The organism is Cytobacillus pseudoceanisediminis (assembly GCF_023516215.1).
In the GTDB taxonomy this organism is placed as follows: domain Bacteria; phylum Bacillota; class Bacilli; order Bacillales; family Cytobacillaceae; genus Cytobacillus; species Cytobacillus pseudoceanisediminis.
Genome location: NZ_CP097349.1, coordinates 145,636 through 166,985, shown reverse-complemented (window position 1 = coordinate 166,985; position 21,350 = coordinate 145,636). Strand labels below are relative to the sequence as shown.

The window sequence follows — 21,350 nt, the reverse complement described above, 5'->3', positions numbered from 1 at the left end:
TCAATTTGAAGATTCTTAGTAAAATAATAGTAAGAATTGGAACGAGGAGGAATAGAATGTCAAATAAGAAAATGACAAAAGTGATTGTTTATTTAATGATATTTGCAATGCTCGCATCTACCCTCATTATGGGGATGTCGATGTTTTTATAACAGAAATTATGTAGACTTTTTCAGCTGCTGCGGAGGGCAATTCCGGGCAGCTTTTTTTCTGGCATGAATTTTTCTTATGTTCTATTTTTTATTCAGCATATTCTCAATTTACCTAACATGCATACCATTTTATTTTACTTCTTAAACGCTCTGCAATGCATAAAAAAACTGCATCCATTCAGATGCAGCTAATTATTATTTCAAAGGATCATTTTTTTATTGCCCCGTACTCTCTTCCAAGTTCATCAAAATTTTTTGGGGAGCTGACAACTAAAATTTTCGTACCAACCGGTACAGATTCATATAACGACTCGACTGCTTCATTCTGCAATCTAATGCATCCATTTGAGACGTACCTGCCGATGGATGCAGGGTCGTTCGTACCGTGAATGCCATAAATCCTTCCATCTGTATCCTCTGCGTCAAATCCAATCCATCTAGTCCCGAGTGGATTACGTGGGTCACCGCCCTTAATATCCTTTTTCCTGTAATAAGGATTAGCTGCCTTAACAGTGACAGTGAACATCCCTTCAGGTGTAAGATCATCGGTTTTCCCGGTTGCAGCTGTGATTACACTTTGTACTTTATGATCATGAATAAACGCGACTTCATTTGTCTGTTTATTGACAATTAAAAATGGATCTCCGGGCAGCGGGTTGGGTCCCAATGGCCAGATTGGGGAAAATGAAAAAAACATGATGGCCGCTGCAGCAAACTTCAGCATGATCATTCACGCTCCAATTCCTTTTCCTTAGTTTGCTTCTGCTGTCCGGTCTTGATTCATTTCCCTATCCTTTAATCCTTTAAAAGAGCTTTTTATAATTAAATACTGTTCCATTTCTTTTACAAAGTGAAGCAGCGCAGCCCGTGCCTCAAATTCCTCTCTTGTCTTGGGGAGCTCCATATTTTCAAAGGAAACTCTCATTCTGTATAATTTATCCAGAAATTGAATGGCCGTATTCCCTGGATGAATGTGGTCCGATAGCTCCTCAATAAAATCAGCAATCATCTCCCCTGTTCAACAGGCAGGGCTAGGGACGTTACGCTTGGAAGAACACGCTCAATAATCTCGAATTGCTTTTCCCTCATTTTAAAATAGTGATAATATAAGTTATCATTCCTTCGGAAGTGGTTTTCGACATCTCTGAAGGCCAATGTTTTAGCCTTATCGATTAATTCCATCGTTTCAGTGATTTCTCTGCCATCCCAGCTGCTTTCATGTGTACGCAAATACTTCACGATTTCATCAAAGATAATCTTAAAGTTATCTTCTATCTCGAGCCTATACTCCTTAAGCTTCGATTCCAGACTTGGCATATAGAGGTTTGCGATGAGCGCCACACCAATTCCGACAGTAATAATGCCCAGCTCATTCAGCAGGAGTTCCTTTGAAACTTCCCCTGCTGAATAAATATGCAGAATAATAACGGAGCTTGTCACAATACCATCGCTGGCCCTTAACATGACAGCTGCGGGAATAAAAAACAAAAGCAGCAGTCCTATTACAAGCGGATGATAGGCAATCCCCTCAAAGAACAAGGAAGAAAACACCATTGCCATTAAGCAGGCAAAAAAACGGTCCCATGAAGCTCGCAGAGATTTTTTCTTCGTTACTTTTATGCATAAAATAGTCAATATTCCTGCAGAGACAAAATTGTCAAGCTGCAGCATCTGTGCAATCATGATGCTAATGGAAGTTCCCACGGCAGTCTTGATTGTCCGGTAGCCAATTCTGTATTTCATATAGTCAAACTCCTATATTCATTTGCCCGCACCTAAATTTAAAGAAGGCTGTTTGTTTTAAGAAAAGTGAAAGAGAAGATGATCCTTTTGACCATCTTCTCCCATAGCATATATCGATTATAGCATTTTTTGCAAGAAATCCCTTGCACGTTCACTCTTAGGATTAGAAAAAATTCTTTAGGTGAAGAATCCTCTACAAGCACGCCGCCATCCAGGAAAAGCACCCTGTCTGCCACTTCACGGGCAAATCCCATTTCATGGGTAACAATCGCCATTGTCATGCCTGTATGGGCTAAATTTTTCATAACGTCCAGTACTTCTTTCACCATTTCCGGGTCAAGAGCGGATGTGGGCTCATCAAACAGCATGACATCAGGTTTCATAGCAAGAGCTCTGGATATCGCAACCCTTTGCTTCTGTCCTCCGGATAACCGATTTGGATATTCGTAGGCTTTGGCCGATAATCCGACCTTCTCCAAAAGCTCGAGCCCTGTTTTCTCAGCTTCCGATTTCGAAACTCCCTTAACCTTCATTGGTGCATAGGTCAGGTTTTGAAGAACCGTTTTGTGCGGAAATAAATGAAAATGCTGAAAAACCATTCCCACATCTTGGCGCACTTTCATAATGTTTGTGCCCTTATCCGTAATGTCCTGCCCGTTAATCATGATCCTGCCATCTGCAGGCACTTCCAGGAGATTGATGCAGCGCAGCAATGTTGACTTGCCGGAACCGGATGGACCAATAATAGCTACTACTTCGCCATCTTGAATACTGGTTGAAATTCCTTTAAGAACTTCAAGTTTACCGAAATGTTTATGCAAATTTTCCACTTTAATCACTGCGTCTCATTCTCCTTTCAATCCCTTTTCCAAGCACAGTCAGGATCATTACCATAATGTAATAGATAAGCCCGGCAATCAGTATTGGTTCAAAGTAGGAAAACTTTTCGCCTCCCACGATGTAAGCCCGGCGCATCACGTCTGTTACCCCAATAACTGTTACGATTGCAGATTCTTTTGTAAGGGTAATAAACTCGTTCATCAAAGCAGGCAAAATGTTTTTCATCGCCTGCGGGAGAATAATATCCATCATGGCCGGCCTATATGGGACACCTAAAGCCATGGCCGCTTCACTTTGGCCCTTATCAACAGCCAGGATGCCTGCCCGGATAATCTCCGAAATATAGGCAGCTGAGTTTAGTCCAAATGACAGGACGGCAGCTGTTGACGGATCAATTTTATACCCGATCAGCTGGGGCGATCCATAATAAATGAGCATCAGCTGAAGAACAAGAGGTGTTCCTCTAAAAACGGAGGTATAGGCATCTGCTATCCACCCAAGAATTTTAAATCTGCTGATTTTAAAGAATGATAGAATAATGCCTAATACAAAACCCAATATGCCTGCCATAGAAACTATTTGTAGCGTAACGCCAATGCCTTTAAGTATATATGGAAGGGAGGGAACGAACTGCTGAAAATCCAGATTCACTATCTTTCCATCCTCTCTCTATAAATAGTTTACTAGTTTCCAAGAAGAATAAAGCGTCCAAAGGAAAATATGCCTTGGACGCCAATTCCCAGCGGAATTATTTGTTATCAAACCATTTTACGATCAGGTCTTCCAATTCACCGTTTTCTTTCATCTTCACAAGCTCTGCATTAAATTTCTCAGTTAATTCGCTGCCTTTTGGAAAAGCCATGGCAGAACCTGCCTCCGCTTCAGCTTCTTCGATCGTAAAACCGGCAAGATCTTCATTTTTTTCAAAGTATCCTTTTGCAACAATATCTTCAATCATGGCAGCATCAAAACGGTCTGCCATAATTTCCTGAATCAATTCAGGGATGCGGTTGCGGTTTTCTACTTTCATATCAACTGTCTCACCAATTTCTTCTGCTTTATCAGCCTGAATAGAGGCAAGCTGCACACCTAAAGTTTTGCCGTTCAAATCTTCCAATGACTCAATTCCGCTTCCTTTTTCGAAACGATCATATGACTCGCTGTATAATATACATCACTGAAATCAACGTTTTGCTTGCGCTCTTCAGTAGGTGTCATCCCCGAAAGAACAAAATCGACCTGGTTAGTTTCCAATGCAGGAATCAGTCCGTTAAAGTCCATATCCTTCACTTGTATCTCATAACCCAATTTTTCAGCGATCGCTTTGGCCAAATCCACATCAAAACCGATGATTTCTTCCCCTTTTGCGGAATCTACATATTCAAATGGCGGATAATCAGCTGATGTACCCATAGTTAATACTTTTTTATCTGAGTTTTCCCCTGAGCCGCTTCCAGTGCTGGCTTCTTCACTTGTGCCGCATGCAGCTAATACGCCAACTAAAAGTATGCTTAAAGCAAACATGATGACTTTTTTCATTTTAGTTTCCCCCTATAAAATATGAATAATCTCTGCATAACTATTAATAAATATTCACTAAAATGAATTTTAACAGATTTTTATATTTATGCAATAAGATTTTTAAATATTTATTAGAAGTTTAATTATTCAGATAAATGGACATAAAAAAAGTCCCGTAATTCGGGACTTTTCCTGGTGAAATAAAAAAGAAAACTTTGAACGTCGAAAACTATCTAGTTCCAAAAGGAATACTTCGACAGCTTTACATCGCACGACCGAAAGCGGCAGCTTTTGGGAGGAAGTGGCGTTCCTTCGCGAGCAAGGCGCTTCCGCTTTTCCTGTTTAAAGCTCTTCGCAATATTTCTCAAAGGTATCCTGCAGTTTTTGAACAACAGCCATTGGCTCATGGCCTTCAATTTCATGGCGCTCGATCATCGTGCATAATTCTCCGTCTTTAAGAAGAGCAAAAGATGGTGATGATGGCGGATAGCCGGTAAAATAAGATCTTGCTTTTTCGGTTGCTTCTTTGTCCTGGCCGGCAAATACAGTCACCAAATGGTCAGGGCGCTTATCATAATGCAGGGAATGCATGGCCGCAGGGCGGGCAATTCCGCCTGCACATCCGCAGACTGAGTTCACCATTACAAGTGTGGTGCCTTTTTTATTAAGGGCTTCATCCACTTCCTCCGGTGTAGTTAATTCTGTATAGCCGGCATGCACGATTTCCTGGCGTGCCTGCCTTACAACATCATTCATAAATAAATTGAAATCCATATTCATAGATCATCGCTCCTTATGCTGATTAATCTTTTTCACTATATACATAATACCAATACAAGAACAAAATTTACAATCAAGTCATTTTTTTGAATAAAAAAGTTTAGCATCTGGGTTATGGGGGAAAGATAAAACTACAGCTAGATCCATACCCCTAAACTCCCTAGATTCGCCAGTGCCCACAAGGCACTGGCCATTTTTTCAGGAAAAGCTGCCCTGTTGAAGGACAGCTTCATTTCGAATAGACATTAAACAATTCTTCCACTGCAGATGTAACCGTCCTGTTTCCTGAGATAACCTCATTTTCGATTTTCGGAAGGAGCGGCTTAATGGCAGGATGATAAAAAAAGCTGAATTGAAGCTGATCCAGGATCATGGAATGGATCCATTGTTTTGTCTGGAGTCTTCTTCTTTCCTCAAATACACCTGAAGATTTTGCAGTATCTTCGAACGTTTTGATCACTTTCCATATCTCAGGGATGCCCTCTTTCAAAACAGAAGAGCAGGTGTAGGCTCTGGTTTGCCATCCCTTTGTAGCAGGCTGGAGAAAGTGAAGTATACGGTTATACTCTGCTTTTGTTTTCTCCGCTAATTTTTTGTTGCTTCCATCGGCTTTGTTGACAATTACCGCATCAGCCAGTTCCATAATGCCTTTTTTCATTCCCTGCAATTCATCGCCAGCCCCTGTCAGCGTTAATAGCATAAAAAAGTCCACCATGTCCCTGACAATGACTTCACTTTGTCCCACACCAACTGTTTCTACCAGAATAACATCAAAGCCTGCCGCTTCACACAGCAGCATGGTCTCTCTCGTTTTCCGGTGAACTCCACCCAATTTTCCTGCAGAAGGTGAAGGTCTTATGAATGCCCGGGGATTTCTGGAAAGCTGCTCCATCCTTGTTTTATCGCCAAGGATGCTGCCGCCGCTCAAGCTGGAGCTCGGATCGACCGCAAGCACCGCTACTTTTAACCCTAAATCACATAAGTATGTCCCAAAAGATTCAATGAACGTGCTCTTTCCTGCTCCCGGCACTCCTGTTATCCCAATCCTAAGCGATTGTCCTGAATGGGGCAAAAGTTTGTGCAGGATTTCCTGTGCATGGAGAAAATGATGTTCAGCGTTACTTTCAATCAGAGTGATCGCTCTGGCAAGCAGACCTCTGCTGCCATTCAAAATGCCTTCTTCAAGAACGTTTAGATCAGGGAGGGAGGCAGATTTTTTGAAACCTGCCTTTTTTCTCAAATTTCAGCTCCGGCTCGCCTGTATCCACACCACCGCGCACAATGCTTGTAAAATTATCTGCCTTTTCTTCATCAAACCATTCCGGTTTCTTATCCTCAGTCATTTACTGGGTCACTTCCTCATACCCGAGACGGCTGTAGATCTCCCTGATGACTTTTTGGGCTGCCACTGGAATGACTGTGCCCGGTCCAAAAATGGCAGATGCTCCATGCTCATATAAATACTGATAATCCTGCGCAGGGATAACCCCGCCAATTACGACAATAATATCTCCCCTATCCAATTTTTTCAGTTCAGCAACGAGCTGCGGCAGAAGAGTCTTATGACCGGCAGCAAGTGAGCTGATCCCAATGACATGAACGTCATTTTCTACAGCCTGCATGGCTGTTTCTTCCGGTGTCTGGAAAAGAGGGCCGATATCCACATCAAAACCGAGATCGGCAAAGGCTGTTGAAATCACTTTTGCTCCCCTGTCATGTCCATCCTGCCCCATCTTGGCAATCAGAATCCGCGGTCTCCTTCCCTCATTTTCAAGAAATTCATCTGTCATCTGCTTTACTTCTGCAATTTCTTCTTCGTTGGAAAAAGCAGAACTGTACACGCCGCTGATAGAACGGATAATTGCTTTATGGCGGTTGGCAACTTTTTCAATCGCTTCAGAAATTTCCCCGAGAGTGGCTCGAACCCTGGCTGCATTTACTGCTAGCTCAAGAAGATTGCCTTCCCCTGTATCTGCAGCTTTTGTAATAGCCGCCAAAGCTTCAGCAACTTTCTCATTGTCGCGGGAAGCCTTTAGCTGCTCCAGCTTCTCGATTTGCTTTAATCGGACAGCCGTGTTGTCAATGTCAAGAATATCAATCGGCTCTTCTTTTTCCAGCCGGTATTTATTCACACCAATAATGGTTTCTTTTCCGGAATCAATTTGTGCCTGCCTTCTGGCTGCCGCTTCTTCGATTCTCATTTTTGGCAAGCCTGTCTCAATCGCTTTGGCCATTCCGCCAAGATTTTCGATTTCTTTAATATGCTCCCAGGCTCGCTTAATTAACTGATCTGTTAAAGCTTCAACATAATAAGAGCCGCCCCATGGATCAATTACATTCGTGATCCCTGTCTCTTCCTGAAGGTACAGCTGCGTATTTCTGGCTATACGGGCAGAAAAGTCTGTCGGCAATGCAATGGCTTCATCCAGCGCATTAGTATGAAGGGATTGTGTATGGCCCATTGAAGCTGCATGCGCCTCAATGAGAGTCCTTGTTACATTATTAAACGGATCCTGCTCTGTTAAGCTCCAGCCGGAAGTTTGCGAATGCGTTCTAAGCGCCATTGATTTGGGATTATCCGGCTCGAAGGTCTTCATCATTTTTGCCCAAATGAAGCGGGCTGCGCGCATTTTTGCCACTTCCATGAAGTAATTCATGCCGATTGCCCAGAAAAACGAGAGCCTTGGCGCAAAGGAGTCGATATCGATTCCAGCTTTAAGGCCGGTTCTTACATATTCGAGACCATCAGCCAGCGTATAGGCAAGTTCAATATCAGCAGGAGCCCCCGCTTCCTGCATATGATAGCCAGAAATACTGATGCTATTGAACTTAGGCATGTATTTTGAAGTATATTCAAAAATATCGGCAATGATCTTCATGGACATTTCCGGAGGATATATATATGTGTTGCGCACCATATATTCTTTTAGGATATCATTCTGGATCGTTCCAGAAAGTTTCTCCTGGATTACTCCCTGCTCTTCCGCTGTAACAATATAAAAAGCCATGACAGGCAATACCGCTCCATTCATCGTCATGGATACAGACATTTGATCTAAAGGTATCCCATCAAACAGCATCTTCATATCCAGGATGGAATCAATGGCTACGCCAGCTTTCCCGACATCTCCCTCGACTCTTGGATGATCTGAATCATAGCCTCTATGAGTAGCCAGATCGAAAGCGACTGATAAGCCTTTTTGACCCATTGCAAGGTTGCGCCGGTAAAAGGCATTACTTTCCTCTGCAGTAGAAAAACCGGCATACTGCCGGACAGTCCATGGCCTGTTCACATACATGGTTGAATATGGCCCTCTTGTATAAGGGGGCAGTCCAGGCTTATCGTTTAGGTGCTCCATGTCTCTAAGATCTTCATTTGTGTACAGAGGCTTTACATTTATTTGCTCATTTGTTTCAAAGAGAAGTTGATCAATGGATGAATCGATTTCTTCCTCTGCTTTTCTTTTCCAGTCATCTTTGGCTGATTGTTTTACTTCAAGAATATCCAGGCTTTTAAAATCAGGTTTATTGGCCATTGCTTGCCGCCTCCATCTCGTTCAGCATATTTAAGAGAGTTTCATAGCAATCGCTTTTTACATGAATGTATCCGCCGATGCCAGCGTTCTGATATTCATCCTTTTTCCTCTCTTCGGGAAGGCCGGCTAAATAGATTTCAGCTGACGGGAAAGTTTCTTTCAATTGTTTAATTAAAGGTACAGCTATGCTATCGTATAGTTCATTTGATCCGCAAATAAAATAATGCCTGCAATTTGTTTTTTGAATAAATGCTTCAGCATCTTCAGGATTATATACCGAACCGCTTTTAACTGCCTCAACCCCGCCAGGAGCCAGGAAGCCTGAAATAAAATCAGCACGCGCCTTATGGTCTTTCAATGCTCCCAGACAGATAAGACCTGCTTCTGGACGAATGCCCTTTCCTTTTAATCTTTCAGATAAATTCCGCAAACCCTCGAAGGACTCAGAAAGACGAACCTGCTGGATAATCTTGAGATCACTCCTGCTGTTCTGGACGGTTTCCAATTCTGTCTGAAGCGGCTTTTCATCAAGATTTGCATATATATTCGTTCCGATGATACTTTGTTTTCTTGTATGAACATCTTTCTTCTTCTTTTCAAGAATTTGGGTAATCTGATCATGAACCCATCCTGTTTGAAGGGCATCCTTCATTCCTCCCAGCTCTTCTATCTCAAGGAAAAGTCCCCATGATTTGGAAATCAGTTCATTTGTCAGATGCTCAATATACCAGGAGCCGCCTGCTGGATCAGAGACCTTTAGTAAATGCGCCTCTTCCCTTAAAATCAACTGAGTATTGCGGGCAATCCGTTCTGAAAAAGGAGATTTGGCTCTTTCCAGATCATTATATGGACTGACATGAAGGTATTGTATTCCTCCCAATACTGCTGCGAACGCTTCATTCCCCGCTCTCAGCATATTTACATAGGAATCATAGGCAGACTTTGTAAAGAAGGACGTCTCTGCTGAAATGACCATTTTTTTACTGTCACCCCCAGCTCCGAATGCTTCCGCCACTTTGCCCCATAATACTCTTGCAGCACGCAGCTTGGCAATTTCCATAAAAAAGTTTGAGCCAACAGCAAACTTAAAGACCATTTTAGATAATATTTGTTCAAGGCCTTTGCCTTTATCAAGAAGATATTGCAGGTGATTTACTCCTGCTGCAAGAGAAAATGCAAGTTCCTGGACGGCATTTGCACCGCTATTATGATAAACCGCTGAATTCACCATGATTGTTTTCAGGCTTGGCAGATTTTCTTCTGCATTACTCATCGTTTTATTCAAAGCTTCGTATAGTTCATCGATTGAGCGGTCGTTCAATGTATCGGCAGCAGCAATAGCAAGTGGATCTGCGGCAACATATCCGGAGACTTTTTCTCTTTCTTTTACTTTTCCAAGTCCTGCTATTAATACATGCTGATTTCGTCCGGCATCCACACTGAAAGGGTACCTTTCATAAAGTTCGCCTACAGACAGGCTTATCTTCTCTGGATTTTTTAACTGTTCAGGCTCAAACGCAAGAGCTGTCTGCCCTGTCTTGATGGCAGCAAGAAGTTTATCTGACAGCTCTTCGGAAGAGGAAGCACTAATTTTCTGTGCAACCTTCCATTCTTCAGACAGGTATCCGGCTGCATAGGAACCTCTTCTAAAATCTTCTAAGCCCGGATACTGTGATAATGCACCTGTTTCCAGGTCTTCTCTGGAATAAAGCGGTTTCAATTTTATGTTTTCATATGTATTTCGTGATAATGTTTCTAAGGATTTCCCTTTAAGAGTTCTTTCCGCACTTTGTTCCCAATCTTCATTTGTCTGCTGCGGGAATTTTTCTTCAATCATTTTCTTTAATGACATAAATTTGCTGTCCTTGTAGCTGACAGCGTTCCCTCCCCTCATGCGGCAGCGGACCCGTTTCTTATAAGAAACAATGCCGCAAGAAAATTATAATAAAATTCTAAATTCTCCATATACCTATTTTAGTATACAAAAGAGAAACAAGCAATGAACAATAAGAAACCGCTGTCCCAAAGCAGGACAGCGGCAATTTTAATTACTAATAAATAGTTGTATTTTCTTTAGAAGTGTTCTCCAGAATTTCCTTCACACGCTGCAGGAAGCGGCCGCAAACCAGGCCGTCTAATACACGGTGATCGAGTGACATACAAAGGTTAACCATATCACGGACAGCAATCATGCCATTGTTCATTACTACAGGACGCTTCACAATGGATTCAACCTGAAGAATTGCAGCCTGAGGATAATTGATAATGCCCATTGACTGGACAGACCCGAATGAACCGGTATTATTTACAGTGAAAGTTCCACCCTGCATTTCAGCGGAAGTCAATTTACCTGTACGTACTTTTAAGGCAAGATCATTGATTTCACGGGCAATACCCTTAATCGTTCTTTCATCAGCTGCTTTGATGACCGGAACGAATAACGCGTCATCTGTTGCAACTGCAATGGAGATGTTGATATCCTTCTTCTGGATAATCTTATCACCTGCCCACATAGAATTAATCTGCGGGAATTCTTTAAGGGCCTGCGCAACAGCTTTCACGAAGAAAGCAAAGAACGTAAGGTTGAAGCCCTCTTTTTGCTTAAACTCACCTTTAATGCTGTTACGGTATTCAACAAGATTTGTAACATCTACTTCCATCATTGTCCAGGCATGTGGTGCTTCATGTTTGCTGCGAAGCATATTGGCTGCAATCGCTTTACGCACTCCAGTAACAGGGATTTCAACATCACCCGGCATTACTGGAACATTAGGTGCTGGCGCTGCCTGTTTCTGTGCAGGCTGGGAAGGTGCTGGAGCCGGTGCCTCTGTCTTTTCCGGTGCTGGTGCTGATGCAGCAGCTGCCGCTGTAGGAATATCTCCGGACTCAATGATTTTCATAAGGTCTTTACGCGTAATGCGTCCGCCTCCGCCTGTACCTGTCACCTGGTTTAAGTCAATGCCATGCTCTTGAGAAAGCTTTAAGACGGCAGGTGAATAGCGGACTCCTTTTGGAGCATCTGCCGAAATAGGTGCCGCTGGTGCAGAAGGCGCCACACCTGAAGGTGCAGCTTCAGCTTTGTCCTCTGCTTTAGATTCTGATGGGGCTTCCTGAGCTGCTTCTCCGCCGCCTTCAGTTTCAATTGTCAGAATAACCTGGCCAACTTCATAAGTTTCTCCCTCTTCTGCAACCAACTCTTTGATTACACCAGAGAAAGAGGATGGGACCTCAGCATTTACTTTATCAGTCATTACTTCAGCAAGCGGATCATATTTATTTACTTTATCTCCAACGGAAACCAGCCATTTGCTGATTGTCCCTTCAGTAACACTTTCCCCAAGCTGGGGCATTTTAATTTGCTCAATAGCCATTGGGTAACCTCCTTCTAGCTGCCCGCATTTGCGGGTCATGCAGCTAGTACAGCTGATCCGGTATGAATTCCAGCCGGAAAGCTGCACCATCTGCTCTTTCCATTTTTATTAACTAATGCCTTTATTAAAATTCAGCCAATTCGCGCATTGCTTTTTCTACTTTATCAGGGTTAACCATAAAGTATTTTTCCATAGTCGGGGCGTAAGGCATTGCTGGCACGTCAGGACCGGCAACGCGTTTGATTGGTGCATCCAATTCAAACAGGCAGTTCTCTGCAATAATGGCAGAAACTTCGCTCATAATGCTGCCTTCTTTATTATCTTCAGTAAGAAGAAGCACTTTTCCTGTTTTTGTCGCAGCTTCGATAATTGCTTCTTTATCTAACGGATATACCGTCCTTAAATCAAGGATATGCGCTGAGATGCCATCTTTGGCAAGTCTTTCAGCAGCCTGCAGTGCGAAATGAACGCATAGGCCATAAGTGATCACAGTGATATCTTCACCCTCGCGTTTTACATCCGCTTTTCCGATTGGCAGCACATAATCATCATCAGGAACCTCACCCTTAATCAGGCGATATGCACGCTTATGCTCAAAGAACAGTACAGGATCCTCGTCACGGATTGCCGCTTTCAATAATCCCTTAACATCATAAGGCGTAGAAGGCATAACAATCTTAAGTCCCGGCTGATTCGCAAATACTGCTTCGACAGATTGGGAATGGTATAGTGCTCCATGAACACCGCCGCCATATGGTGCACGAACAACGATCGGACAGCTCCAGTCATTGTTGGAACGATAGCGGATGCGTGCTGCCTCAGAAATAATCTGGTTAACCGCCGGCATTATAAAGTCGGCAAATTGCATTTCAGCAATCGGGCGCATTCCATACATCGCTGCACCGATTCCAACCCCTGCAATTGCTGATTCAGCAAGCGGAGTATCAATTACACGGTCTTCGCCAAATTTATCATACAGTCCTTGTGTCGCTTTAAACACGCCACCTTTTTTACCTACGTCTTCACCTAAAACAAATACCTTTGAATCTCTTTCCATTTCCTCGCGGATTGCCATAGTTACCGCATCGATATAAGAAATTACAGCCATATTCTCTCCCCTTACTGTTCAGCATAGACATGCTTTAAAGCAGATTCCGCTTCTGCATATGGAGCGTTTTCAGCATAATCAGTTGCTTCGTTTACCAATTTCATAATCCGGTCATTAATTTCCTTTTCAATCGCATCATCCATTACACCATTTTCTTTCAGGTATGCGCCAAAAGTAATAATCGGATCTTTTGTTTTCGCTTCAGCCACTTCATCAGGAGCACGGTAGCTTCGGTCATCATCATCAGATGAGTGTGGTGTTAAACGGTATGAAATGGTTTCGACCAATGTCGGCCCTTCTCCGCGGCGGCCTCTGTCCGCTGCTTCTTTCACAGCTTTATAGACTTCAAGCGGATCGTTTCCATCAACTGTTATACCTGGCATACCGTAGCCGATAGCTCTGTCAGATACGTTTTCGCAAGCAAGCTGTTTTTCAATCGGTACAGAGATTGCATATTTATTATTCTCACACATAAAGATAACAGGGAGCTTATGAACACCTGCAAAGTTCGCACCTTCATGGAAGTCCCCCTGGTTTGAAGAACCTTCACCAAAAGTTACAAAGGTTACCAGATCTTTTCCTTCCAGCTTTCCGCCAAGAGCAACTCCAACAGCATGAGGCACCTGTGTAGTAACAGGTGAAGAGCCCGTTACGATTCGGTTTTTCTTTTGACCGAAATGTCCTGGCATTTGGCGGCCGCCTGAATTTGGATCTTCGGCTTTAGCAAACCCTGACAGCATTAATTCCTTGGCTGTCATGCCGAACGTAAGGACTACTCCCATGTCGCGATAATATGGCAGGACATAATCCTTCTCGCGATCAAGTGCAAATGCAGCACCTACCTGAGCAGCTTCCTGTCCCTGGCAAGAAATAACGAAAGGGATTTTTCCCGCGCGGTTTAAAAGCCACATACGCTCATCAATACGGCGAGCTAATAGCATCGTCTCATACATTTCAAGAACTTTCTCATCACTTAAACCTAAATCTTTATGTCGGTTTTCAGCCATTTATACAACCTCCTAAGCTAATATGTATCACCGGGCTCCCAAAAGAAGCCTGGACTTTTCTGTTTATTCAATTGGAACTTTATCCGTGGATAGCTTTTCCATCAACTGCAAGGGCAGCTTCACCGATTGCTTCAGATAACGTCGGATGAGGATGGATTGTATGTGCTACTTCCCATGGAGTTGCATCAAGAACACGGGCCAGACCTGCTTCTGAGATCATGTCTGTAACGTGCGGGCCTATCATATGGACACCCAGGATATCATCGGTATCCTTATCTGCCACAATTTTCACAAAACCGTCGGATTCACCAAATACCAGTGCCTTTCCGATTGCCCGGAATGAGAACTTGCCCGTTTTGACATTATGGCCTTTTTCTTTTGCTTCATCCTCTGTTAATCCTACACTTGCCGCTTCAGGTGAACTGTAAATGCATTTAGAAACCAGGCTATAGTCAATTGGAGAAGGATTCTTGCCGGCAATGTGCTCAACGGCTACGATTCCTTCATGAGAAGCAACATGAGCCAGCTGAAGGCCGCCAATGACGTCACCAATCGCATAAATATGGGATTCCTTTGTCTGGAAGTATTCATTTGCTAAAATAAATCCCTTTTCTATCTGAATGTCAGTATTTTCAATGCCAATACCCTCTGTATTTGCCTGACGCCCCACTGAAACAAGCAATTTCTCGGCGGAGAATTCCTGCTGAGATCCTTTCACTTCAGCTGAAATCGTAACTCCGTCGCCTTTCTGAAGGGTTTCAGGAAGCACTTTTGCTCCTGTTACAATTTTGACTCCCTTTTTCTTCATAAGGCGCTGCATTTCTTTTGAAATTTCTTTATCTTCCGTAGGTATAATGCGGTCAGCATATTCGATTACTGTTACCTCAGCACCAAAGTCTGATAACATAGATGCCCATTCGATGCCGATGACTCCACCGCCAACAATTATAATGGAGCTTGGCACTTCTTCCAAAGCTAAAGCCTCATCCGAAGTCATTACAAGTTGTCCATCAATGTCCAATCCTGGCAGAGTACGAGGACGTGATCCAGTTGCTACAATAACATTTTTAGGGATCAGCATTTCATTTTCGTCCCCATTGTTCATTTCAACAGAAATTGTGCCTGGCATCGGAGAGAAAATAGATGGTCCAAGTATGCGGCCTGTTCCTTCGAATACATCAATCTTGCCTTGCTTCATCAAGTGCTGAACACCTTTATGAAGCTGATCAACGATTTTATTTTTTCTTTCCTGTACCTTATTGAAATTGATGGATACATCACTTGTCACTACGCCAAAATCTTCACTGTGCTTTGCGGTAGCAAACACTTCAGCACTTCTTAATAAAGCCTTGCTTGGTATACAGCCTTTATGAAGGCAAGTACCTCCAAGTTTTCCTTTTTCAACGATTGCCGTTTTTAAACCAAGCTGTGAAGCACGGATGGCAGCTACATAGCCGCCTGTGCCTCCGCCTAAAATCACCAAATCATATTCCTGTGCCAAATTGCTTCCCCTTCTATTTCAACGCTGCTTTGTCAGCTTTTTTCCAGGATATTCTTTTTCAGTCTCTTCACCGCGGAGTACACGAAGAGCACCTTCAGCGAGTGCCTGCAGTTCATTTTCACCAGGCTGTACGATGACATCTGCAATCCAGTTAATCCGTTCACTGATTTCGTTTACAAAGTCCTTGCCATAGGCAAGACCCCTGTAAGGATGATGGCATCAACCTTTCCGCCAAGCACTGCACTGGCAGATCCGATTTCCTTAGCCACCTGATAAGCCATTGCGGAGTAGACAAGCTTTGCTTTCTCATCTCCGCTTTCAATCATCTTTTCAACCTTTACTGCATCATTTGTTCCCAGGTAACCAACGAGACCGCCTTGTCCAACAAGCTTTTTCATCACTTCTTCACGATAAAAGCTTCCGGAGTAGCAAAGTCCCACCAAATCACCGGCAGGTACTGTACCTGCCCGTTCCGGACTGAATGGCCCGTCTCCATGAAGTCCGTTATTAACATCCACCACTCTGCCTTTTTTATGAGCACCTACAGTTATACCTCCGCCCATATGCGTAACGATTAGGTTAAGCTCCCCGTACTTTTTGCCAAGTTCTTTGGCTACTCTCCGGGCAACAGCTTTCTGATTCAAGGCATGGAAAATACTTTTTCTTTCTATCATTGAAAAGCCTGAAATTCGGGCAATTGGATCCAATTCATCAACCACCACCGGATCGACAATGAACGAAGGAATATTTAAACCAGAAGCAATCTCATATGCCAGTATTCCGCCAAGGTTTGAAGCATGCTGACCAGCAAAACCGGCACGAAGATCCTCTAGCATTGCATCATTAACTGAATATGTGCCTCCTTCAATCGGTCGCAGCAGCCCCCGCGGCCGCACACTGCACTTAATTTGGAGATATTGATTCCTTCGTGATCCAATGTTTCCAGAATGGTCTGCTTTCGGAATTCATATTGATCGATAATACTTTCATAAGAGTTAATGACATCTGCATCATGGCGCAATGTCTTCTCCAGGACAGAGATCTCATTATCGAAAACTCCAATCTTAGTTGAAGTGGATCCCGGATTGATGACGAGAATTCGATGTTCTTGTTCTAGCACGTTTAAACCTCCATAAAGAGCGGAAATCTCCCTTGTAAAAGTATACTCTTACTCAGGTACTATTAACTGCCGCCGAATTTTTTCTACTCTGTTTTTAAAGGCAAAGACGCTGAATATTCCATTCAGCGCTTTGCATTTCAGGAAAGTTACTCCTCCCTAAAGCTTATCTGCGGCTTAGAATATGATGGCCATTTTGGAGGAATTGTCCGCGTGAATTACGCATTCTTTCAATTCTTTCCTCAACCATGCGGTCAGCCGCTTTATATGTCGGAATTCCATCCCTTTTAGCAATCTCAATAACTTTTTCAATATTATTGTATACAGTTTCAACTTTTTTCATTGCTCGTTCACGGTTGTATCCGTACAGCTCATCCGCAACATTAATAACTCCGCCTGCATTAATTACATAGTCAGGAGCATAAACGATGCCCATCTCATGAATTAAATCACCGTGGCGTGTTTCTTTAAGCTGGTTGTTGGCAGCTCCAGCGATTACTTTTGCTTTCAGCTGCGGGATTGTATCATCATTAACTGTCGCACCTAAAGCACAAGGAGCATAAATATCACATTCAACTCCATAAATTTCATTTGGTTCAACTGCTTTAGCACCGAACTCTTCAACTGCACGCTGAACTGCTTCTTTATTAATATCCGTAACAATCAGCTGTGCACCTTCTTCATGCAGATGGCGGCAAAGATTGAACGCAACGTTTCCAACTCCTTGAACAGCAATTGTTTTGCCTTCAAGAGAATCAGTTCCGAATGCCGCTTTTGCTGCAGCCTTCATACCTCTGTATACGCCATAAGCTGTAACTGGTGAAGGGTTGCCGGAAGAGCCGAACGCAGGTGAAATTCCTGTTACATAGTCTGTTTCCTCATGAATCAGGTCCATATCAGCTACTGTAGTACCCACGTCCTCAGCAGTAATGTAACGTCCATTTAAACCTTGGATATAGCGTCCGAATGCACGGAACATTTCTTCGTTTTTATCTTTGCGCGGATCGCCGATAATAACTGTTTTACCGCCTCCAAGATTTAAACCAGCTGCTGCATTCTTATATGTCATGCCGCGTGCAAGACGCAATGCATCCTCAATAGCAGCTTCTTCAGATTCATAAGTCCACATGCGTGTACCGCCTAGTGCTGGGCCTAAAGTGGTATCATGAATAGCAATAATAGCTTTTAATCCTGATTGTTTGTCCTGGCAAAACACCACTTGTTCGTAATCATAAGTTTCTAGGTATTTGAAGATTTCCATGTTATAATTCCTCCCCGGATTCTTTAAAAGTAATATGTTCGTTTTGTTAAAAAAATTTAATTTACGATTTATAAAATACTGAATGAATTAATTTCTTTCTTTCAGAGCCCATTACTTTGCTGAGCATATCGCTAAAGCAAGGGAATAAACCTTGCTTTCTGCCGAATCTGCTCTTGAAGTAAGAACGATCGGCGCTTTGGCACCTGCGATAACAGCTCCTACTTTTGCTTTCGCAAAGTAGACAAGTGATTTATATAAAGTATTCCCAACTTCTATAGTCGGCACCAATAAAATATCTGCCTGTCCGGCAACTTCACTTTTGATCCCCTTATGTTCAGCCGCTTCAAAAGAAATTGCATTATCCAAAGCCAGGGGACCGTCGACAAGACAATCTTTTATCTGGCCCCTTTGGTTCATAAGAGTTAATGCTGAGGCATCCAGAGTTGCCTGCATAGCAGGATTAACAACCTCTACTGCAGCAATCGGGGCTGCAAGAGGCTTTTCTATTCCTATGCTCCTTGCAATTTCAACTGCATTTTTCAGGATTTGTGCTTTTTGATTGAGGTCCGGTGCAATATTCATTGCTGCATCAGTGACAATCGTAAATCGTTCAAAACCTGGAACCTCAAATACCGCCACATGTGATAAAACATTTCCTGTTCTTAAGCCGAATTCTTTATTTAAGACAGCTTTTAAAATACCTGCCGTCGGGATATTTCCCTTCATCAGCACATTGGCTTTCTGCTCTTTTACAGCCCTTACTGCCAATTCTGCAGCATATGCAGGCGATTCTGCATGAAGGATTTCAAGCTTAGGGCTTTCAGCTGCTGCGCTATGGTTCCGATTTATGATTTCGCGGATTTTTACTTGATCCCCAAATAATAAAAAGCTTGCTAAGTTCAGCTTAATTGCTTCAGCAACTGCTTCGAGAACTTCTTCGTCTTCCGCTGCGGCTACGGCTACTGTTTTCTCACCATATTGGGTTGCTTTCGTTAGAAGCGAATCCAATTTCATCTGTTCAACCCCCTTACTAGAAAAGCGCGCGCCTCGCCCTCCCACGGCACCTCGCGGGGCAGGCTGATTGTGCTAGACAATTACCGGCGCCTTTTTCTTGATGTCCATCCGTTTATTATACCTGCAAGAAGTGTGCCAACTTAAAATTACTGTGAAAACGCTTTATTCACTGAGTTAAAGTGCGCAATTAATTGCACACTGTGAAATTTATTGCATGCCATCTTTTGCAATATCGTATTTCTCCAATTTATAGTAAAGATTCCTGACAGAGAGTCCAAGCGATTTAGCAGTCTTGGTTTTATTTCCATCCAGCTTGTGAAGTGTTTGTCTGATCATTTTTGCCTCATATTGCTCTACCAGCTGAGTTAATGTTTTAGTTTGTGCTTCTTCACTTTTTTCAACACTTGGAGACGGCTTATTGGCACCTATCAAATCCGGAATATGCCTTTCCTCTATATCTGTTTCGTTGTAATTCATAAAAATAATGGCTCTGCCGAGGATATTATCAAGTTCTCTCACATTTCCCGGCCAATCATAGGCCATTAGTTTATTAACTGCTTGTTCTGTTACACCTTCTACATTCCGTCCATATTCCTGGTTGATCTTTTGAATAAGCCTGCTGCATAGAAGAGGAATATCCTCCTTTCTGCGTCTTAATGAAGGAATATGTATAGGCATTCGATTCAGCCTGTAGTATAAGTCTTCCCTGAAAGTGCCGTCTGCAATTCCTTTTTCTAAATTCACATTGGTCGCAGCAATAACTCGAACATCTATTGAAATGGGCTTGGTCCCTCCCACTCTTGTAATTTCATGTTCTTGAAGAACCCTGAGCAGTTTCGCCTGAGTGTTAGCTGTCAGCTCGCCAATTTCATCCAGAAAGATACTGCCTTTATCAGCTTCCTCAAACAAACCCCGTTTGCCGCCTCTTTTTGCTCCTGAGAACGCCCCCTCTTCATAACCGAATAATTCGCTTTCCAGAAGAGACTCTGATAATGCTGCGCAATTAACCCTGATAAACTTGTTATATTTTCGGTCGCTGGCATTATGTATAGCGTGGGCGAACAATTCTTTGCCTGTCCCTGACTCTCCTCTTAGCAAAACGGTAGCTGGAGTTTTAGCCCCGAGTCTTGCCTGTTCAATTGCAAGCTTCATCTCTTCAGATGATCCAATAATATCCTCGAATGAATATTTCGCTTCCAATGTACGGATAATCTGTCTTGCCCGGCTTAATTCACGATTCAGATTCTGAATTTCCGATACGTCGTGAATAACTCCCACACTTCCTTTTAACTTTCCATCAACAATGACAGGCGCAACATTTACAATAACATCCTTTCTTTTCGGTCCGACCCTCATGGCCACACCTCTCATTGCCCTTCTCGTTTGAAGAACCTTCATATGCACACTTTCACCTTCGGAAATATCAGCTGTGGCAGGCTTCCCGATCACTTTTTCTTCTTCAAGGCCTGTTAGCCTCGAATATGCCGGATTGATCAAAATCCCTTTCCCATTTTCATCAACCACAGAAATGGCTTCTTCACTTGATTGAATAATCGCCTGAAGCATTGTCTGTATCTCTTTCAAATTCGTAATTTCTTCCGCAAGCGAGACTACTTCTGTTATATCCTTAAAAACAGCAAACGCACCCATTAATTCGTTATTTTCTCCAAGCATCGGTATTCTTGTCGTAATAATTTTCAGGCCATTTGCCAAAGTCATTTCCTGATTCGCTTCAATTCTCCTTGTTGCCATAACTCTGGGAAGCATGCTGTCTGTAATGACTTCATTAATTTTTTCCCTAAAGCGTCTTTCCTCTTAATTCCTGTCATTCTCTCCGCACTTCGATTAAAGACTGTAATCTCACTAAAGTTGTTGATTACAATCATACCGTCATCAGTCGAATTAAAAATCAAATCATGCTTATACGTTTCATTTCTGAATTTTGAAATCAGTTCTTCCTTTTCTTCAAGTAATTTCGCGATTAAGAAAGCTACACTTCCAGGAATCAGGACCGTATTTTTGCTCCTGGCTTCCCTGATGTCGATAAACACCTGTTCATTTCCGGTAACTTCAATAATGATATCAATATCCTGATCCATAAAATAACGCCAATCAGTGCCAATCGGGATGCCGCTTTCTTTGGCAATCCGAAGTCCTTCAGCACCCGGATTAATGTCCACCATAGCTTTTACATCCAGAACAGCCGTTTCCTTTATAATTTTAAGGATGGCCGTACCGCCTTTACCTGCACCGACAATCATTACTGTTTGCATTTTTCTACCTGCTTTCATTGAAAATTCTTGCACGCTTGACATTATTCCGTGCAACATTCTTCATGAATTTATTTTAGCACAGCAGCGGTACTTGACAAATTTATTTAATGATTTATGATTTCGATA

General features: G+C 42.8%; 14 protein-coding genes and 5 pseudogenes. 1 reads left to right on the top strand and 18 read right to left on the bottom strand.

The features are described from left to right. Positions 1–56: 56 nt before the first annotated feature. Complete coding sequence (prli42, locus tag M5V91_RS00920) at positions 57–152, top strand: stressosome-associated protein Prli42 (protein ID WP_019380208.1); 96 nt, start codon at positions 57–59, stop codon at positions 150–152. Positions 153–360: 208 nt separating this feature from the next. On the opposite strand, the gene M5V91_RS00915 is transcribed toward prli42, so the two are convergent. The 18 genes and pseudogenes from M5V91_RS00915 to M5V91_RS00830 all read right to left on the bottom strand — a co-directional run bounded on the left by M5V91_RS00915 (position 361) and on the right by M5V91_RS00830 (position 21,224). Then, positions 361–882 carry a L,D-transpeptidase gene (locus tag M5V91_RS00915; protein WP_009332867.1) on the bottom strand — a complete coding sequence of 174 codons (522 nt, stop codon included), beginning with the start codon at positions 880–882 and terminating at the stop codon, positions 361–363. A 21-nt stretch (positions 883–903) separates the two neighbouring features. Then, positions 904–1,895, bottom strand: a pseudogene (locus M5V91_RS00910) (aromatic acid exporter family protein). Between the two features lie 117 nt (positions 1,896–2,012). Further along, positions 2,013–2,734, bottom strand: a pseudogene (locus M5V91_RS00905) (amino acid ABC transporter ATP-binding protein). Then, positions 2,727–3,386, bottom strand: a complete 660-nt coding sequence (locus tag M5V91_RS00900) for an amino acid ABC transporter permease (protein WP_009332870.1) — start codon at positions 3,384–3,386, stop codon at positions 2,727–2,729. The pseudogene M5V91_RS00905 and the gene M5V91_RS00900 overlap by 8 nt, the downstream one beginning before the upstream one ends. 97 nt (positions 3,387–3,483) lie before the next feature. Next, a pseudogene (locus tag M5V91_RS00895) lies at positions 3,484–4,274 on the bottom strand (transporter substrate-binding domain-containing protein). A gap of 324 nt (positions 4,275–4,598) precedes the next feature. Beyond that, entirely contained in the window at positions 4,599–5,036 is a 438-nt protein-coding gene (locus M5V91_RS00890) for a BrxA/BrxB family bacilliredoxin (protein ID WP_009332872.1), read from the bottom strand. A 229-nt stretch (positions 5,037–5,265) separates the two neighbouring features. Beyond that, positions 5,266–6,276 (bottom strand): methylmalonyl Co-A mutase-associated GTPase MeaB, encoded by a 1,011-nt coding sequence (meaB, locus tag M5V91_RS00885; protein WP_284521659.1) that lies wholly within the window; start codon positions 6,274–6,276, stop codon positions 5,266–5,268. Next, a complete protein-coding gene (locus M5V91_RS00880; RefSeq protein ID WP_284521658.1) occupies positions 6,233–6,379 on the bottom strand; it encodes a hypothetical protein in 147 nt (48 codons plus the stop codon). Before M5V91_RS00880 ends, meaB begins: the two co-directional genes overlap by 44 nt. Beyond that, the gene (gene scpA / locus M5V91_RS00875; protein WP_251175089.1) at positions 6,380–8,572 is read right to left on the bottom strand and encodes a methylmalonyl-CoA mutase; all 2,193 of its coding nucleotides are present in this window, start codon (positions 8,570–8,572) and stop codon (positions 6,380–6,382) included. It abuts the gene before it with no gap. After that, the gene (locus M5V91_RS00870) at positions 8,562–10,424 is read right to left on the bottom strand and encodes a methylmalonyl-CoA mutase subunit beta (protein ID WP_251175088.1); all 1,863 of its coding nucleotides are present in this window, start codon (positions 10,422–10,424) and stop codon (positions 8,562–8,564) included. The genes scpA and M5V91_RS00870 overlap by 11 nt, the downstream gene beginning before the upstream one ends. Positions 10,425–10,623: 199 nt before the next feature. Next, positions 10,624–11,943 (bottom strand): dihydrolipoamide acetyltransferase family protein, encoded by a 1,320-nt coding sequence (locus tag M5V91_RS00865; RefSeq protein ID WP_284521657.1) that lies wholly within the window; start codon positions 11,941–11,943, stop codon positions 10,624–10,626. Between the two features lie 124 nt (positions 11,944–12,067). Continuing rightward, positions 12,068–13,051 carry an alpha-ketoacid dehydrogenase subunit beta gene (locus tag M5V91_RS00860; RefSeq protein WP_019380204.1) on the bottom strand — a complete coding sequence of 328 codons (984 nt, stop codon included), beginning with the start codon at positions 13,049–13,051 and terminating at the stop codon, positions 12,068–12,070. Between the two features lie 11 nt (positions 13,052–13,062). Further along, a complete protein-coding gene (locus tag M5V91_RS00855; protein WP_009332878.1) occupies positions 13,063–14,058 on the bottom strand; it encodes a thiamine pyrophosphate-dependent dehydrogenase E1 component subunit alpha in 996 nt (331 codons plus the stop codon). A 79-nt stretch (positions 14,059–14,137) separates the two neighbouring features. After that, positions 14,138–15,559, bottom strand: a complete 1,422-nt coding sequence (lpdA, locus tag M5V91_RS00850) for a dihydrolipoyl dehydrogenase (protein ID WP_009332879.1) — start codon at positions 15,557–15,559, stop codon at positions 14,138–14,140. A gap of 18 nt (positions 15,560–15,577) precedes the next feature. Next, positions 15,578–16,679: pseudogene (gene buk / locus M5V91_RS00845) on the bottom strand (butyrate kinase). A 163-nt stretch (positions 16,680–16,842) separates the two neighbouring features. Beyond that, entirely contained in the window at positions 16,843–17,937 is a 1,095-nt protein-coding gene (bcd, locus tag M5V91_RS00840; RefSeq protein ID WP_009332881.1) for a branched-chain amino acid dehydrogenase, read from the bottom strand. 111 nt (positions 17,938–18,048) lie between these two features. After that, the gene (gene yqiS, locus M5V91_RS00835; protein ID WP_009332882.1) at positions 18,049–18,951 is read right to left on the bottom strand and encodes a phosphate butyryltransferase; all 903 of its coding nucleotides are present in this window, start codon (positions 18,949–18,951) and stop codon (positions 18,049–18,051) included. A gap of 207 nt (positions 18,952–19,158) precedes the next feature. Beyond that, positions 19,159–21,224 (bottom strand): annotated as a pseudogene (locus tag M5V91_RS00830) (sigma-54 interaction domain-containing protein). Between the last annotated feature and the right edge of the window lie 126 nt (positions 21,225–21,350).

Excerpts from the sequence above, each read along its gene's own strand:
- prli42 (WP_019380208.1), top strand. The coding sequence starts at position 57 with ATGTCAAATAAGAAAATGACAAAAGTGATTGTTTATTTAATGATATTT.
- M5V91_RS00915 (WP_009332867.1), bottom strand. The coding sequence starts at position 882 with ATGATCATGCTGAAGTTTGCTGCAGCGGCCATCATGTTTTTTTCATTT.
- M5V91_RS00890 (WP_009332872.1), bottom strand. The coding sequence starts at position 5,036 with ATGAATATGGATTTCAATTTATTTATGAATGATGTTGTAAGGCAGGCA.
- M5V91_RS00880 (WP_284521658.1), bottom strand. The coding sequence starts at position 6,379 with ATGACTGAGGATAAGAAACCGGAATGGTTTGATGAAGAAAAGGCAGAT.
- scpA (WP_251175089.1), bottom strand. The coding sequence starts at position 8,572 with ATGGCCAATAAACCTGATTTTAAAAGCCTGGATATTCTTGAAGTAAAA.
- M5V91_RS00870 (WP_251175088.1), bottom strand. The coding sequence starts at position 10,424 with ATGTCATTAAAGAAAATGATTGAAGAAAAATTCCCGCAGCAGACAAAT.
- M5V91_RS00865 (WP_284521657.1), bottom strand. The coding sequence starts at position 11,943 with ATGGCTATTGAGCAAATTAAAATGCCCCAGCTTGGGGAAAGTGTTACT.
- M5V91_RS00860 (WP_019380204.1), bottom strand. The coding sequence starts at position 13,051 with ATGGCTGTAATTTCTTATATCGATGCGGTAACTATGGCAATCCGCGAG.
- M5V91_RS00855 (WP_009332878.1), bottom strand. The coding sequence starts at position 14,058 with ATGGCTGAAAACCGACATAAAGATTTAGGTTTAAGTGATGAGAAAGTT.
- bcd (WP_009332881.1), bottom strand. The coding sequence starts at position 17,937 with ATGGAAATCTTCAAATACCTAGAAACTTATGATTACGAACAAGTGGTG.
- yqiS (WP_009332882.1), bottom strand. The coding sequence starts at position 18,951 with ATGAAATTGGATTCGCTTCTAACGAAAGCAACCCAATATGGTGAGAAA.